This is a genomic window from Lysobacter antibioticus (assembly GCF_001442535.1).
Taxonomy (GTDB): domain Bacteria; phylum Pseudomonadota; class Gammaproteobacteria; order Xanthomonadales; family Xanthomonadaceae; genus Lysobacter; species Lysobacter antibioticus.
Window position 1 is genome coordinate 2258308 of the sequence record NZ_CP013141.1, and the last position, 16715, is coordinate 2275022.

14 protein-coding genes are annotated in these 16715 nt (G+C 60.1%); 9 read left to right on the forward strand and 5 right to left on the reverse strand.

Going from position 1 to position 16715, the window contains the following annotated elements; translation table 11 throughout:
* Positions 1–100 precede the first annotated feature (100 nt).
* Positions 101–1012 carry an ATP-grasp domain-containing protein gene (locus GLA29479_RS09105; RefSeq protein ID WP_057971396.1) on the forward strand — a complete coding sequence of 304 codons (912 nt, stop codon included), beginning with the start codon at positions 101–103 and terminating at the stop codon, positions 1010–1012.
* Positions 1013–1122: 110 nt separating this feature from the next.
* Here GLA29479_RS09105 and GLA29479_RS09110 read toward each other — a convergent pair whose 3' ends face one another.
* Complete coding sequence (locus tag GLA29479_RS09110) at positions 1123–2535, reverse strand: mannose-1-phosphate guanylyltransferase/mannose-6-phosphate isomerase (RefSeq protein WP_057971397.1); 1413 nt, start codon at positions 2533–2535, stop codon at positions 1123–1125.
* A 156-nt stretch (positions 2536–2691) separates the two neighbouring features.
* Between GLA29479_RS09110 and GLA29479_RS09115 the strand changes: the two genes are divergently transcribed.
* From GLA29479_RS09115 to GLA29479_RS09125, 3 genes are all read left to right on the forward strand, one after another.
* Positions 2692–3528 (forward strand): D-hexose-6-phosphate mutarotase, encoded by an 837-nt coding sequence (locus GLA29479_RS09115; protein ID WP_057971398.1) that lies wholly within the window; start codon positions 2692–2694, stop codon positions 3526–3528.
* A gap of 215 nt (positions 3529–3743) precedes the next feature.
* Entirely contained in the window at positions 3744–4490 is a 747-nt protein-coding gene (locus tag GLA29479_RS09120) for an electron transfer flavoprotein subunit beta/FixA family protein (protein WP_057971399.1), read from the forward strand.
* A complete protein-coding gene (locus GLA29479_RS09125; protein WP_057971400.1) occupies positions 4490–5437 on the forward strand; it encodes an electron transfer flavoprotein subunit alpha/FixB family protein in 948 nt (315 codons plus the stop codon). Before GLA29479_RS09120 ends, GLA29479_RS09125 begins: the two co-directional genes overlap by 1 nt.
* A gap of 89 nt (positions 5438–5526) precedes the next feature.
* On the opposite strand, the gene GLA29479_RS23630 is transcribed toward GLA29479_RS09125, so the two are convergent.
* Positions 5527–7899, reverse strand: coding sequence for a reprolysin-like metallopeptidase (locus GLA29479_RS23630; RefSeq protein ID WP_082638452.1), 2373 nt, complete (start codon positions 7897–7899; stop codon positions 5527–5529).
* Between the two features lie 333 nt (positions 7900–8232).
* On the opposite strand from GLA29479_RS23630, the gene GLA29479_RS09140 reads away from it, so the two are divergent.
* The 5 genes from GLA29479_RS09140 to rffA all read left to right on the forward strand — a co-directional run bounded on the left by GLA29479_RS09140 (position 8233) and on the right by rffA (position 12586).
* Positions 8233–9165 (forward strand): glycosyltransferase family 2 protein, encoded by a 933-nt coding sequence (locus GLA29479_RS09140; protein WP_057971403.1) that lies wholly within the window; start codon positions 8233–8235, stop codon positions 9163–9165.
* Positions 9162–10319: a bifunctional GNAT family N-acetyltransferase/hotdog fold thioesterase gene (locus GLA29479_RS09145; protein WP_144436421.1), complete on the forward strand. Its 1158-nt coding sequence runs from the start codon at positions 9162–9164 to the stop codon at positions 10317–10319. The genes GLA29479_RS09140 and GLA29479_RS09145 overlap by 4 nt, the downstream gene beginning before the upstream one ends.
* A gap of 28 nt (positions 10320–10347) precedes the next feature.
* Entirely contained in the window at positions 10348–10713 is a 366-nt protein-coding gene (locus GLA29479_RS09150) for an EamA family transporter (RefSeq protein WP_057971405.1), read from the forward strand.
* Positions 10714–10835: 122 nt separating this feature from the next.
* A complete protein-coding gene (locus GLA29479_RS23635) occupies positions 10836–11456 on the forward strand; it encodes a class I SAM-dependent methyltransferase (RefSeq protein ID WP_082638454.1) in 621 nt (206 codons plus the stop codon).
* Positions 11453–12586 carry a dTDP-4-amino-4,6-dideoxygalactose transaminase gene (gene rffA / locus GLA29479_RS09155; protein ID WP_057973135.1) on the forward strand — a complete coding sequence of 378 codons (1134 nt, stop codon included), beginning with the start codon at positions 11453–11455 and terminating at the stop codon, positions 12584–12586. Before GLA29479_RS23635 ends, rffA begins: the two co-directional genes overlap by 4 nt.
* Positions 12587–12693: 107 nt before the next feature.
* On the opposite strand, the gene GLA29479_RS09160 is transcribed toward rffA, so the two are convergent.
* The 3 genes from GLA29479_RS09160 to gmd are packed head-to-tail and all read right to left on the reverse strand — an operon-like array spanning position 12694 to position 16710.
* The gene (locus tag GLA29479_RS09160; protein WP_144436422.1) at positions 12694–14760 is read right to left on the reverse strand and encodes a hypothetical protein; all 2067 of its coding nucleotides are present in this window, start codon (positions 14758–14760) and stop codon (positions 12694–12696) included.
* A 32-nt stretch (positions 14761–14792) separates the two neighbouring features.
* Entirely contained in the window at positions 14793–15701 is a 909-nt protein-coding gene (locus GLA29479_RS09165) for an NAD-dependent epimerase/dehydratase family protein (protein WP_057971407.1), read from the reverse strand.
* A complete protein-coding gene (gene gmd, locus GLA29479_RS09170; RefSeq protein WP_057971408.1) occupies positions 15679–16710 on the reverse strand; it encodes a GDP-mannose 4,6-dehydratase in 1032 nt (343 codons plus the stop codon). The genes GLA29479_RS09165 and gmd overlap by 23 nt, the downstream gene beginning before the upstream one ends.
* Between the last annotated feature and the right edge of the window lie 5 nt (positions 16711–16715).

The window sequence follows — 16715 nt, forward strand, 5'->3', positions numbered from 1 at the left end:
GGATGGGCGCAGTTTAGCCTGCGGCCGGGTCCGGACGTAGCGGACTTTCGGGCAATACCGCGACAATGCCCCGATCGTGTGCCGACGCTAGACTTGCGACATGAGCCGACTCGCCCTGGTCACCGCCATCGCCGCCGCCGGGCAGGACGACGACCTGTCGCCCCTGCTCCAGGCCTGTACCGAACGCGGCATCGCCGCCGAGATCCGCGCCTGGGACGACCCCAGCGTGGCCTGGGCACGATACGACGCCGTACTGCTGCGCTCGCCCTGGGACTACAGCGAACGCCTCGACGAATTCCTGGCCTGGTGTGAACGCGTCGATGCGCGCACGCGCCTGATCAATCCCTGGCCGGTGGTGCGCTGGAATACCGACAAGCATTATCTGGCCGACCTCGCCGCGCGCGGCGTGCCGGTGGTGCCGAGCGCGTTCGTCGAACCCGACATGGATGCGCTGCCGGCCTTGCAGGAGTTTCTCGCCGCCTATCCGGACGCCGACGAATTCGTGGTCAAGCCCGCGATCAGCGCCGGCTCGCGCGACACCCAGCGTTATGCGCGCGCGCAAGAATTCGCCGCGGCCAATCATCTCGCGCGCCTGCTCGACGAGGGCCGCAGCGCGATGCTGCAGCCCTATCTGGCTTCGGTCGATCGGGACGGCGAGACCGCGCTGGTGCACTTCAACGGCGTGTTCAGTCACGCCATCCGCAAAGGCGCGATGCTGCAACGCGAGGATGCCTTGAACCTGCGCGCGGTGGAACGCATCACCGCGCGCGAGGCCGGCGACGACGAACGCAGGGTCGCCCTGCATGCGCTGACCGCGATGACGGCGCGGCTCGATCTCGAAGAGCCGTTGCCGTACGCCCGCGTCGACCTGATCCGCGACGGCGAAGGCCAACCGCAGCTGCTGGAACTGGAGTTATGCGAACCCTCGCTGTTTTTCGCTCACGCCGAAGGGAGCGCCGAGCGTTTCGCCGAAGTGCTGGCCGAGCTGCTGGCGACGATGCAGGTCGATTGAGCCGCTCGCGTCCGCACAGGCGAGCGTGAGCACGGCCTCGCCTCGACGAGGCCATAAAGAAAAAACCGGCCTCGCGGCCGGTTTTTTCATGCGCGGACGCGACGGAGCGCTTACGAACGCCCGTACACGTCCTCGAGGCGGACGATATCGTCTTCGCCCAGGTAGGCGCCCGATTGCACCTCGATCAGTTCGACCAGCTCGGTGCCGTTGTTGCGCAGGCGATGGACGCTGCCGAGCGGGATGTAGGTGCTCTCGTTCTCGTGCAGATCGAACACCTTGTCGTCGCAAGTCACCTCGGCCACGCCGGACACCACGATCCAATGCTCGGCGCGCTTGTGGTGCTTCTGCAGGCTCAGTGCCGCGCCCGGCTTGACCACGATGCGCTTGACCTGGAAGCGCTCGCCCATGTCGATCGAATCGTAGTTGCCCCACGGGCGGTAGACCTTGCGGTGGAACAGGTGCTCCTGGCGACCGGCCTGCTTGAGCTTGTCGACGATGGTCTTGACGTCCTGCACCCGGTCCTTGCGCGCGACCAGGGTCGCGTCGGGCGTATCGACGATGACCAGGTCCTCGACGCCGATGGTCGCGATCATGCGGCGCTCGGAAGCGCGCACCAGGCTGCCGGTGGTGTCCACCGAGATCACGTCGCCTTCGTAGCGGTTGCCGTTTTCGTCGCGCTCGGCCACCGCCCACAGCGACGACCAGGAGCCGATATCGCTCCAGCCGCAGCTGACCGGAACCACTGCAGCGCGGTCGGTCTTCTCCATCACCGCGTAGTCGATCGAATCGTTCGGGCTGGCGGCGAACGCCTCCTTGCCGACGCGGATAAAATCCAAGTCCCTCTGCGCCTGCGCATAGGCCGCGCGCGCCGCGCTCAGGATGCCCGGCGCATGGCGCGCGAGTTCGTCGATGAAACGCTGGGCCTTGAACAGGAACATGCCCGAGTTCCAGGCGTAGGTGCCTTCGGCCAGATAGCCTTCGGCCGTGGCCAGGTCGGGCTTCTCGACGAACCGGCTGACCTGGTAACCGCCCTCGCCCAGGGACTCGCCGCGGGCGATATAGCCGTAGCCGGTTTCCGGGTAGTCCGGATGGATGCCGAAGGTGACCAGCCAGTCCTGATCGGCCAGCGCGGTCGCCCGCGCGACCGCGTCGCGGAAGGCCTGCACGTCTTCGATCAGGTGATCGGCCGGCAACACCAGCATGGTCGCTTCGGGCTCGCTGGCGACCAGGTGCAGCGCGGCCAGGGCGATCGCCGGCGCAGTGTTGCGCGCGATCGGCTCAAGTAGGATGGCACCGTTGGCGACACCGATGGCCTGCAGTTGCTCGCCGACCATGAAACGGTGGTCCTCGGCGCAAACCGTGACCGGCGCACCGGCATCGGGCAAGGCGTTGGCGCGCAGAATGGTCTCTTGGAACAGCGAGTGATCGCCGATCAGCGTGAGGAACTGCTTGGGTTGATTCTGGCGCGAAAGCGGCCACAGGCGCGAACCGCTGCCACCGCTGAGAACGACGGGATGAAGCATCCTGGCTCCAGGTTTCGGAACGGGAAAGGGCGCTAAGAATAGCCGAACCCTCTGCAACCAGGCTTCACGGCACTTAACCGGGCCTGGCCCGGGGCCGCTAAAATGGGCCGTAGCGTCCAGTACGGACCACCCACCGCGCCGCCAGGAAAGGACGCCATGCCCACCGCTCCGATCGCCTCGCCGCTGTCCCTGAACCCTGCCGGATCCTCGGGATCGACCGTAGAAGCCACGGCGTTCGGCGCCCATGTCCTGTCGTGGCGCTGCCGCGGGCACGAGCGCCTGTACCTCAGCCCGCACGCCAGCTTCGCCGCCGGCAAGGCGATCCGCGGCGGCATCCCGGTGATCTTTCCGCAGTTCGCCGAACGCGGCCCCGGACCGCGCCATGGCTTCGCCCGGACCTTCGAGTGGGATACCGTCGAGACCGGACCCGAACGCTTGCTGTTCCGCTTCGCCGACGACGAGACGACGCGGGCGTCGTGGCCGCACCGCTTCGCCGCCGAACTCAGCGTCGAACCCGCGCCGGACCGGCTGCGCACCGCATTGACGATCCGCAACCGCGGCGACGAGGCCTTCGAGTTCACCGCCGCCCTGCACACCTATCTGCGCGTGGCCGATGTCGCCGGCACCCTCGTGCATGGGCTCGAAGACCGCCCCTACCTCGATTCGACCAGGCAGGGAGTGCATTGCGAGCCCGACGACGCTCCGGTGCGTTTCGAAGCCGAACTCGACCGCATCTACCCGGATGTTCGCAAGCCGCTGCGCCTGACCGACGGCGAGGAGCTGCTGCGGCTCGAAGCCGAGGGCTTCAGCGACGTCGTGGTGTGGAACCCGGGCCGCGAGCTGGCCGCCGGCATGAGCGACCTGAGCGTCGGCGAGTACCACCGTTTCGTCTGCGTCGAAGCCGCTGCGGTGCTGGTCCCGATCCGGCTCGAACCGGGGCAGGCGTGGACCGGCGCGCAGATCCTAGTGGTCGAGGAACGGGCGGACGCCTGAGCCGCCAATGTGGCGCCGTCCCACCGGGCCGTGCCGTCACACATGGGCGCGGTACGCGGTGCTGTACGGTCCTGGCCCTAGAGACGGCCCGCCCTCCCCCGTTTCCCCAACCCCGTTTCTAGAGTCTTCGCTCCTGCGTGGGCCGGCCGTCTCCGTTAGAATCGTGGGTTCTCGGCCGCTCCTGGCCCAGCACCCCCACAAGGAATCCCCGCACGATGAAGATCCTCGTCGGTTACAAGCGCGTGGTGGACTACAACGTCCGCATTCAGGTCAAGCCGGATGGCTCCGGCGTGGTCACCGACGGCGTCAAGCTGTCGGCCAATCCGTTCGACGAAATCGCCCTGGAAGAAGCCCTGCGCCTGCGCGACAAGGGCATCGCCACCGAGGTCGTGGTCGCGACGATCGCCCCGGTCGACGCCCAGGCGCACCTGCGCAACGGCCTGGCCATGGGCGCCAATCGCGCCGTGCACGTGGTCTCGGACCAGCCGATCCAGCCGCTGACCGCCGCGCGCGCCCTGCTCAAGCTGATCGAGAAGGAACAGCCGGACATCGTCATCCTCGGCAAGCAGGCCATCGACGACGACGCCAACCAGACCGGCCAGATGCTGGCCACGCTGTGGGGCCGCCCGCAGGCGACCTTCGCCTCCAAGCTCGAAGTCGAAGGCGGCAAGGCCACGGTGACGCGCGAAGTCGACGCCGGCCTGGAAACGTTGGAAGTCGATCTGCCGGCGGTGATCACCACCGACCTGCGCCTCAACGAGCCGCGCTTCATCAAGCTGCCCGACATCATGAAGGCCAAGAGCAAGCCGCTGGAGACCATCGCCTTCGCCGATCTCGGCGTCGACACCGGCGACACGCTCAAGACCACCCATTACGCGCCGCCGCCGAAGCGCAGCAAGGGCGTGATGGTCAAGGACGCGGCCGAACTGGTCGCCGCACTCAAGGCTAAGGGGCTGCTGTAATGAGCAAAGTTCTGATCGTCGCCGAACATCTCAACGGCAAGCTCAACGCGTCGACCGCCAAGTGCGTGTCGGCCGCGCAGGCGCTGAAGCCGGACTCCATCGACATCGTCGTGCTCGCCGCCGACCCGGCCGCCGTCGCCGCCGAAGCCGCGCAGATCGCCGGCGTCGCCAAGGTGCTGACCATCGCCAACGCCGCCAACGCCAATGCCATCGCGCAGGTGCTCGCACCGCAGGTCGCCGCGTTGGCCAAGGGCTACAGCCACGTGTTCGGCCCCAGCACCACCTTCGGCAAGGACCTCATGCCCTGCGTCGCCGCCCTGCTCGGCGTCGCCCAGGTGTCCGACGTCATGGCCGTCGAAGGCAGCCACACCTTCAAGCGCCCGATCTACGCCGGCAACGCCATCGTCACCGTCGAGGCCCCGGCCGACCACACCGTGGTCGCCACCGTGCGTACCGCCTCGTGGCCGGAAGCGGCGAAGGGCGGCAGCGCCGCGGTCGAGGCCGCCTCGGTCGACGCGAGCCTGCCGAGCCACACCCGGTACATCGGCCTGGCCGCCGGCAAGTCCGACCGTCCCGACCTGCAGAGCGCCAGACGCGTCGTCTCCGGCGGACGCGGCGTGGGGTCGGCGGACAACTTCAAGATCATCTACGACTTCGCCGACAAGCTCGGCGCCGCCGTGGGCGCCTCGCGCGCCGCGGTCGACGCCGGCTATGTGCCCAACGAGATGCAGGTCGGCCAGACCGGCAAGATCATCTCGCCGGAGCTCTACGTCGCCGTCGGCATCAGCGGCGCGATCCAGCACCTGACCGGCATCAAGGACGCCGGTACCATCGTCGCGATCAACAAGGACGGCGAAGCGCCGATCTTCGAGATCGCCGACATCGGTCTGGTGGGCGACCTGTTCAAGCTGTTGCCGGAGCTGGAAGCAGCGCTTGCTTCCGCCTGATCTCCCAAACACATTGCGCCGGACAAGTCCGGCGCAATGCTCAGTGCCTCACCAAATCTAGCAAAGCGACATGAGTGCGTCGCCGATACTCATCGCATCCAAACAGGCTTGACGATCTCCCACCCGCCTGCGGGATATTGACCGATCGACAGAATGTCGAAGCCACCAATCGTATTGGCCTGCCACATCCAAAGCGATGTCTTGGCGTTATCGCGCCAAAATATATCGCTACGGCCATCACCGTCGAAGTCCCCGACTGTCGCAACCTTATACTCGTTAGATACACCTTTGCTGCCGACGCCCAAGCGCGTGGCGCCGTTCATATACCACCAATCGATCTGCTGCAGATACGTATTCTGCCAAAGAATATCATCGCGGCCGTCACCATTCACATCAGCCGCGCCGAATACATACCAATTCTGGTTAGGGTATGGACTAACAAAGGCAATAGTGAAATCGGCCGCGCCTGGATCCGCGAGCCAAAACCATAATGTCGTATTGTCCCGCCATAGCAGATCGCCGCGCCCGTCTCCATTGAAGTCGCCGATGGCCTCAATTGAATAGCCGCCACGCGGCACGAACTTACGCCCGACAGCGAGCCGCTGGGCCCCTCTCATCAACCACCAGTTGACTTCGCCGGTATCCGGGTTCATCCAGATTATGTCAGCAAAGCCATCGTTGTTGAGATCCCTCGCCCCTTTAATCTGCCAATTTCCTGACCGTGGATAATCCGCAACGAAATGGATAGAAAAGCTGCCATTGGTTTCAGCCTGCCAGACCCATAATGTATTGCTATCCCGCCAGAACAAATCAGAACGACCATCGCCGTTAAAGTCACCAGTCGCAGAAACCCAATATTGCTTAGCAATGAACTGACTACCGACATCGTCGCGCGATGACCCGTTCATTTTCCACCAATCGAACCGCTGCATTTCCAGGTTGTTCCATAGAATGTCACTGCGACCATCTCCATTGACGTCGTTATGGACCGACGTCTTGAAAGACACTGCAGTAGCTCGAAACCCTGCTATCAAGGGCATCGCCTGATTCATGCTTCGCGCATTATCCGAGACGTTCGCGATACCGGTCGGCCGCCCTCCGTAGGAAATATTGGGGTTGGCGAAGTGGCGGATCGGAGTTTGCGACCCGTTCGCATAAGCCATCACCGTATTAAAACCCGCCGATGAGCTTTCGCGATAGCTGTATGAATAAGCATGCGCGCCCGACTGGCCGGCATCTTCCTGATTGTGGGCTTGGCCCATGTTATGACCCAATTCGTGAGCCAAGCTCTCAGCGCGGCAAAAACTGCCGGCATCACTACCGTCACTTACCACCGAATAACCAAACCGTTCGTCGCGCGCGGTGACCAACTTCTGGTTGCCCCCTAAAATCCAAGCCGCCCCGCAACCCTTGCTCGAAGAACGAAACGGACGCACCAATCCCACCAAGTCAGCCCCGAACTGTTCGCGCGCGACCCACAGCGGCGCGAGCGAAGCAGGGACCGCAATCGGATTGGCACCGTCCCAACCAGTGACCTCATGGAGTGCAATGTTGTTGGATACGCTGTCGGAATAGTTGACCAACATGGTATGCACCAACCGCAAACGCATGCCGATCGAGCTATTGGCATAAGCTTCGTTGGTCACATCAATCAAAAACGACAACCGGGTGACGGCACCCGACTGGCTTCCATAGATTGCCGTCAAGCCGGGCGTATAGCCCAATGCGACATCAATCACCGGGGCCGTAATCGCAGTTGCGGCCGAGGTAGCAGCAAGCGCAGCCGTGCCGCTACTGCCGGTTGAGATCTGCGCTGTCTGGTAAGGCATCAGAGAATCATTCACTGGCGGACTCAATAAGCCTGGCGACTTGTGCAACTGCGAGGGATCGACCTCGATAATCCAACTGACCCCATCGCGCACCGTCAATTCCAGAGAACCGCCTTCCGGAAGACCGAGGTTGCCGAAAGCGGCTTTCTCCCCGAATGTTAGAATCGCTTCTTGCCCAGCAGCACCCTCCAGACGGCCGATCCAAGTCCAGTCGCCACTTGGGTGCTCGACGTGCCGCTCGTATCGGAAACCCAGCAGCTGGCCCGACGGGGCGCGAAACTCCAGTCGGCCGGTAGCGATGGCTCGCAATGCGTGATCTTCACTGACTTGCGCGCGATACCAAACCAACGCTCCCTCACGCTCTGGAGCGGTCACCATCGGATAGGCGGCCAATTCGCCGCGATCGGCCAGTGACGCGAAACGTACAGAAGCCGCGGAAGCAGACACCAATGCCGGGCGCGACTGAATCGCAACTCCTCGCAAACTGGAAACAGTATGTCCTCCGGAGACACTCGCCGCCGCCGCCCCCTCCGTCAAGTCAACTGCGACAACTTCAGCCTGCGGATCGGAAGTACGACCGCAGGCAACAGCCAACAACAGAACACTAGTGGCAACAAACACACTTCTGCTCATTACAGGGGCCTAATTCTCGCTGACTGAAGCGCTCGGGACCGCTCGTGGAACACCATTCTTCCAGGCAGCTCGAATCTTGAACCCGAGTCTACTCTCACGTCCTTACGAATTTGCATGTTTAGCTAATTTCGCGGCAGTAAGTCCGATCCGACCGGCCTATCAAGCCCATCCCTTACCTGACTTATTTCGCCAGGTCGGGCAAAATGCCGAATCTGGCGCTGCTTATGAATTAGCCCCGTGATCGGCGCCGGCACCAAATTCATACCTTTGAGGCCCCTCAACTCCATGATTCCCGCACTGCAACAAAGACAGCGTACTCGAGCGATTACCGGAATGCTGTCGGTGATCTCGCCGGTGTACGGTTGCGAAGGCTGCCTGGAAGAACTGGTCGATCGGATTCGCGCCTCGATATCTCAATGCAAGATGCAGGCGGAAATAATCCTGGTCAATGACGGCAGCCCTGACCGCTCCTGGGAGCGCATTGTCGAACTTGCCGCACGCTATCCAGAAGTGCGCGGCCTGCGCTTGTCGCGGAATTTCGGCCAGCACTACGCCATTGCCGCAGGCCTCGAACACGCACGAGGGGAGCTCATTGCAGTCATTGACTGCGACTTGCAAGATCGCCCAGAAGAACTTCCGCGACTCGTTGAGATGATTCGACACGGCTACGATGCAGTGTTCGGCCAGCGTACCGAGCGCCAGGATTCGATGCTTAAGCGGTTCACCTCATACACCTTCTTTCGCACTTTGAGTTATTTGACCGACGTACCCCAGGATCACAGCACGGCGAATTTCGGCGTCTTCAGCCGCAAGGTTATCGACACGGTCAACCTGATGCCGGAAGCTGACCGTTGTTTCCCGCTAATGGTTAAGTGGACCGGCTTTCGCAGTACTGCGGTTCCAGTCGAGCACGCGGAACGTCTGCAAGGCCAAAGCAGCTATAGCCTCGGCAAACTGATTCGGCTAGCGACCAATATCGTGCTTACCTACTCTGACAAGCCCTTGCGTCTGGTCGTTCGGGTTGGCTTGGTTTTCTCCCTGATCGCATTCGCGATCGTATTGCTGGCCATCTATCGCTACAGTCTCGGCGACGTAGCCGTGGCTGGGTTTACCAGCGTTATTGCTTCGATCTGGCTACTTGGTGGCGCGACCATTTTTTGCCTCGGGGTTACCGGGCTATATCTAGGCCGGCTGTTCAACGACACCAAGGGCCGGCCTTACTACATCGTCAGCGACCAACTCAACACCCCCGAGGAAACTCCGTGATCGATTGCAGCTCCACTTCCGGGGAACCGCTGCTCTGCGCTTCCCCACTCGATAGCCAGCGATTTGGCTTACGTGTATTCCGCGGCATATTGAAGAACGTGGATGAACGTGCATTGCTACGCGAGATGATCGAAGGGTCCGCGGATATCGCGATCATTCGCACGCCGGCCGGCAGCGCCCCACAACTTCACCGTCTGGCACGTTATGGCATGGCGCCGATCCACGCCGATACCTTGGTGTACTACCAGGCATCTCTTGCCGACTATGCACCAAAGCCCTTACGCAATGAGGATCTGGTCTTTAGCGAAGCAACGCCGGACGACAAAGTTGAGCTCGATGCGCTGGTAGCCACCACGTTCGACGGCTACGTTAGCCACTACCATGCGAACCCACGACTGTCTCCCGGTGCCATCTTGGCTGGCTATGCCGAATGGGCATCGGGATATATCAGCAGAGAGGTGGCGGGAAAGATCACTTGGACGGCGCGCCGTAAAGGCCGCATCGTTGCTTTTGCCTGCTGTGCTTTTGACGAGCAAGCGCAAGTATGTGAAGGCGTGCTTTACGGTGTACACCCCGATCACGCAGGTGGCGGGCTGTATGGCGACCTGATCCGTCACACCCAACGCGAGTTCCGTGATCGCGGCTTTGTCACCATGAAGGTCTCCACCCAAATATGGAACCTAGCTGTGCAGAAGGTCTGGGCGCGCGAAGGCTTCGCATTGAACTTTGCCTACGATACTTATCATATCAACGCCATGCTCTCCGCTGGCGAACTACTCGTCGATCGCGAGCTGGTATTTGACAGCGAACAAGTACGTCGGTTCGCCGAGATTACCGGTGACGATAACGCCATACATCTGGACGACCGGGCTGCTAAGAACGAGGGCTTTGAAGCACGCATCACGCACGGCATGCTCGCCGGCGGCGAGCTGTCGCGAATCTTCGGCACCGACATACCGGGCCCCGGCACATTGTTCTTGCGCTCGGATTTCGTATTCATGCGACCAATCTACTGCGGCCGCCCCCACAGACTCCATATTCGCTACCTCGCGCCGCCCAGCGCAGGAGGCCACATACCTGCGGTAGCAACCATTCGCGACGCTGCCGGCCGCATATGCTTGCTGTGCTACAGCGATTTGCTCAAACGCAGTTGAACTCCACCACCACCCAACCAAGAATCTCATGGCCTATTTCTTCATCGCATTAATGCTTGCCCTAACTTGTTACGGGCAATTAGTGCTCAAGTGGCGGGTCAACCTAGCCGGCTCGCTCCCTTCAGATCTGAACGGACAGCTGCATTACATATTCTCGCTGCTTAGCTCACCCTGGGTGATCAGCGGCTTAGCATCGGCATTTCTCGCATCGATCTGCTGGATGCTAGCTTTGACCAAACTGGATTTGAGTCGCGCCTACCCGTTCACAGCACTGAGTTTTATTCTGATCCTGATCTCCAGTGCATTTTTCTTTGGAGATACGCTCAGCCTCGGCAAGATGATTGGCACGGCACTGATCATAGGCGGAGTATGCGTGATCGCCTTTGTGACCTGATTCGACTGCTTGCAGCCTATTTTCGAGCACCACCATATAGCCCCCCTGCTTCATCGCACCACGAAAGCCCCACCAAAACCCATTCACATTGCATGCAATAGAACAGAATCGGAGACACCAGGATGGCGCAAATTACCAGCGGGGCACGCAGCATCCTTTCGTTACCGGCCGCGTATGATGCCCTCCAGAACTTGCTGGGCGCAAATCGCTCGCGCAGCCGAATCAGTTCGGACCATATACGTGCGAAAGACGGCGATATTGTCCTGGATGTGGGCTGCGGCACCGCGGAGGTACTCGATCACATAAAGGCTAACATCACTTATTTCGGCTTCGACTTATCGCAAAGCTATATCGATGCAGCGATACGCAGCTACGGATCACGTGGCACGTTCCAATGCCGCGATCTCACCTCCCTTGCTCCAAGCGAATTGCCTCCGTGCAACATCGCAATCGCCATCGGACTATTGCATCACTTGGATGACGAAGGCGCTATCGGGCTTCTTTCCAATCTGCACAGTCGACTCGCGCCTGGCGGCCGCCTGATCACCATTGACGGCGCTTATTATCCAGACCAATCCTCGATCGCTCGTTATATCCTTTCGAGAGATCGAGGACAGAACGTTCGCGAAGGCGAAGCCTATCGAGCACTGGTGCCATCCTCTTTCAGCCGCGTCGAACTGATTCGCCGCGACGACCTGCTAAATATTCCCTATACCCACGCCGTGCTGGAGTGCACCAAGTGACGATCCCGTTCAATAAGCCCTTCATGACAGGGCGCGAGCTGTCTAACATCGCCCAGGCCCACATGAACGGACATCTATCCGGTGATGGTTTTTTTACCAAGCAATGCCATCGCTGGCTGGAGACGCACAGCAGAGCACAACGCGCCCTGTTGACCCATTCCTGTACAGCGGCACTGGAGATGGCTGCGTTGCTGATCGATCTCGAGCCCGGCGATGAAGTTATCCTGCCATCATTCACCTTCGTCTCTACCGCCAACGCTTTCGTGCTGCGCGGCGCCGTGCCTGTATTCCTCGATATCCGAGCCGATACGCTCAATATCGACGAGCGCCTGATCGAAGCGGCTATTACTCCGCGCACCAAGGCAATCTGCGTAGTTCACTATGCCGGCGTGTCCTGCGAGATGGACACCATCCTTGAGATAGCTGCCCGCCACAATCTACGAGTGATCGAAGATGCGGCCCAGGGCATTTACTCGACCTATAAAGGACGACCATTGGGAGCAATCGGCGAGCTCGGCGCGTTGAGCTTCCACGAAACCAAGAACATCATCTCAGGAGAAGGTGGCGCGTTACTCATTCGCGATGAAGCGCTCGCAGAACGGGCCGAGGTCATTCGGGAGAAAGGCACTAATAGAAGCAAGTTCTTCCGGGGACAAGTCGACAAGTACACATGGGTCGACGTCGGCTCTTCGTATCTGCCCAGCGAGCTGATTGCCGCTTTCCTTGCTGCTCAGATCGATGAAGGCGAAACGATTACTCGAAACCGCTTAGCGATTTGGGATCGCTACCATGCATGGGCCGAAAAATACGAAGTGCGAGGTCTGTTACGTCGCCCGATCGTACCCGCACATTGCACCCATAACGCACACATGTACTACCTGCTGATGCCCGATCTCGAGCGCCGTACGCGCTTTATCGCAAAAATGAAGGAATCCGGTATCTCCACGGTATTTCACTACATCCCGCTGCACAGCGCTCCCGCCGGGAAACGGTATGGCCGTCATGCCGGCGATATGGCGATCACCGATTCGACTAGCGAACGTTTGGTCCGCCTGCCGTTGTGGGTGGGATTAGAAGAGCATTTGGATCGCGTACTGGCTGCAGCTGATGACGCGCTTGCCGGCCTCTAAGAGCTGAAAGTAGCGAAAAAAAGAGCCCAGCACGCAGGCTGGGCTTTTTGCAATCATCTACGCGCTCTATATCGCGAACTAGCAAGCCAAGCTATCGCCCTTTCGCCCTATTCGATATCTCCGACGCGCTTTAGCACCGTCCCATACCAGCGCAGCACACCCGCTCCGCTGGAGCGGACACGCACCTCCAAGGAGCTCACTTTCGCATTGAGTGTAAAGCGCAGAGCAATGCGTTGACGACCGCTGCCGGTGACTCCGCGCATGGCATGCTCGATTCTGTTCCCGCTGAATACGTCGACCACACCGAAACCATTAGCGGCATCGCCCACACCTTCGACGTCGAAAGTTGCCTCATATACGCCACTGCTCAATGTTATGTAAGGGCCAAAGGCGAGATAGCCGCTCTGGCCGGAAGCCTCCACAGCCTGCAAGCCACTTATATTGACGAGTTGGCCCGTATTGCGTAACCCATTCGCTGTGGGCAACAACTGCAAAGGCCGATCCAGGTGCCGGTCCCAGCCCCGCAAACCTTTCGCAATGTTGCCGCTAAAAAGATAAGCAGCGTACTGATCGTGCCGATAGATACGGACCGGCTTACCCACCATGGATTCGAGCAAGAGCCAGTTCACCGCCTTGGCTTCCGCATCACTCAACAACAGGAAGCTGGCGCCCTGCCAGGCCTCAGGTCTGTACCAACGCTCAGATGAAAGGTGATACATGGGCATCGGCAGCCCCTGCTCGATCGATATTTGCCGAACCTTTGCCTTACTATCGCTGAAGACAGTAATAGCTCCGGCATTCCAATAGGTACCGTAGCCATACTTCAACCCATTGGACTCGAGCATCCGCGCCATATGACGCAAAGGTACTTCGTCGCGGCCACGCAAAGCCTGCGAAAAAGGATGGGATGGCCAAATACTGCTAGACAGCAATAATAGAACCAGCACCGCAACCCCAGCAGCCTGACCGGCGCGGGCATGATAGGCAGATGAGAATGCCCAACCAACAACGAGCATGATTGCAAGGAATAGCGACGGCACCAGATAACGAGATGCGTAGGCCGGTTGCGACATGTCGGCGATCGTCGTAGTCATCTGCAGGAAAAAGAACAACGCCAACGAAACGGCCGTAAAAGCCGCAAACAAACGCAGTTCGGCACGGCTTTCGCGCACACCCCAAGCTGAAGCAACCGGGATCAGCACAAGCAACGTCAGCCCACTTACCAGGCGCAAAGCTTCGCCTGCCCCAACCATCGAAGCGACCAGCCCGCCCTCCTGCGGCACCACCCCAAGAATCTCAAGCGCTCCGCGCAGCGTGAGCCAGAAATTGCGGATCAGCCCTTCGAAGCTCAACCAACGAGCGACAGAGGCACCATTGAGATTGTTAACGCCACTGAGTACAGCCGCATGGAGCACCATCCCTACGGCGAGGGCAGATATCAGAATCAAAATACACAACAAGCTGCGATTCAGTCTGGAATCCCAGCGCCATCCCGCCGCCCGTCCTTTGACGAGCGCGTCAATTATCAATGCCCCAAATAATGGCAGGAGGTACGAAGCAAGTGCGCGCTGCGGATTACTGAAGGATACGAGCGCCACGTGCAGCCAAATCGCCAAGCCCCAGATCCAAACGCCCGACCCAATCGCGGCCAGATAGCGCCACGTGAAGTAGAGCAAGAAGCAAGCGAGCGAGAAAACCACTCCATACGAAACTTGTCCGTATAAGTTCTCAGCGCCTTGAAGCGACAACGCCCCGGCAATCAAGGCAACACAAAATAAGCGAATCCAGCGCGATGGCGTCACCAGCCTGCTAGCCAGCCACACCGACAGCAGAATCAGTAACGACGAGATTGCACCAGACAACGCATGCAGCTTGTACCCATTAGCGAAGAACGACAGAAAGGGCACGATGAACCATTGCCCGAATACCACCATCAAATCGCCATTGACGTATGTCCAGTCCGTCGGAAACAGGCGCCCGGTATCGTATATCTCTTGTGCAAGTAGATTCTTGGCCGCCGAATCGGAGTGAAACGCAACCTGATAGCCATAGATGAGGTAATAGACGAGTAAGAGCAGGTTAAGCGCGAGCACTCCAATCAGCCCCAGTTTGGCGCCCTTTTCCAAACCCATCAACGCAGTACGCAATCTAGCGTCTAGTACAGGATTACTCACTTCTCCCCCTCGTTTAACGCCCCGAGCACCCATCAACTCTGTTCGTACATCCAGGACAACGTCGCCCGCAACGAGAACTCAGGCAAAACGCCGATGTGTGACGCTAGCTTATCGGGGTTGCCGCGGAGCTCTCGGACTTCATTGACCCGCACGAATGCAGGATTGACTCGTACTTCCAGGCGATGCCCGGAAATATCCTCCATGATCGCCACGACTTCGCGCAGGGAATACTGCCGCCCCGAACAGACGTTGAAGATCTCGCCTGCGGCGTCGACCGCAAGCAAGCGTCTATACATCTGGGCGACATTACGCACATCGTTGAAATCGCGCGACACATCCAGATTGCCAAGCTCCATCACCGACGCTTTACGCCGGAAATGATCGACGATCTTCGGCAGCAAGAATTTATCCGCCTGCCCGACGCCGGTATAGTTGAATGGCCTCACGATAGTGATCGGCAGCCGCTCGCTCCACAACTGCGCCATATGCTCCATCGCCAACTTACTTACAGCATAGTCGTTCTGCGGTTGGGCAAGAGTATCCTCAGCGACCACCCCACCTGCATTGCCGTAGATATTAGCGCTACTAACAAGCAGGACGCGCGCCGGCTTACGCTCAAGCGCCGCAAGAGCCTCCAGCAGATTGCGCGTCCCGACAATATTGACCCGGTAAATGGCATCCGCGTCGCCGTGCGCGACGAAGGAGATTGCTGCGAGGTGCACGACTACGCTCGGATTCAACGACTCCAGCGCCTTCTGCACCGCCGGGCGATCCAGCAGATCCACCGGCTCAGCCTCGCCGTCCGCGTCGGCGTGATGGGTCCATCCGTGGACGGCATATCCTTCCCGCTCCAACTCCTGGGCAACATAGCGCCCAGTGAAACCGGTCAGCCCGGTGATCAACGCGACTGGGCGCGACTCAGAAGGAGAAGCCACGTTCATTCCTGGCGAGATCGGCGCGGACCATCATTTCGCAAAGCTCTTCCAACGTCGTCTTTGGCTTCCAACCCAGCTTGGCTTCGGCCTTAGCGGGATTACCGATCAGAAGATCGACCTCGGCCGGACGATGGAAACGCGCATTGATACGCATCACCGTCTTGCCGCTCGCGCTGTCTACCGCGATCTCGTCGGCATCGCTGCCGCGGAACTCGACATCGATTCCAGCGCCTTTGAACGCCATCGCAACGAAATCGCGCACGGTCTCGGTGCGATTGGTGGCGAGTACGAAGGTATCCGGCTCGTCGGCCTGCAGCATGCGCCACATGCCCTCGACATATTCCTTGGCGAAACCCCAGTCGCGCTTGGCATCGAGATTACCCAGTTCCAGGCAGTCGAGCTGACCGAGTTTGATCTTGGCCACGGAGTCGGTGATCTTGCGCGTCACGAACTCGCGGCCGCGCAGCGGGCTTTCATGATTGAACAAGATGCCGCTCGACGCGAACATGTCGTAGCTCTCGCGGTAGTTCACCGTCATCCAGTGCGCATAGAGCTTTGCCACACCGTATGGGCTGCGCGGGTAGAACGGGGTGTCCTCGATCTGTGGTATCGCCTGCACCTTACCGAACATTTCAGAAGTCGAGGCTTGGTAGAAACGGATCTTCGGGTTCACCAGACGGATCGCCTCGAGCAGATGCAGCGCACCGATACCGGTGATCTGCGCAGTCGTCCCGGGCTGATCGAAGCTCACTCCGACGAAGCTCTGCGCCGCCAAGTTGTAGATTTCATCCGGCTGCAGCCTGTTGACCATCGAGATGCTGGAACCCAGGTCGGTCAAGTCGTACTCGATCAGATGCAGGTTCGGGTGATTCTGGACGCCTAGTTCTTCGATGCGCCAGAAGTTGACCGAGCTGGTACGACGGAAGGTGCCGTAGACCGTATAGCCCTTTTCCAACAGCAGCTGCGCCAGATAAGCGCCGTCCTGCCCGGTGATGCCGGTGATGATTGCCTTCATTATCT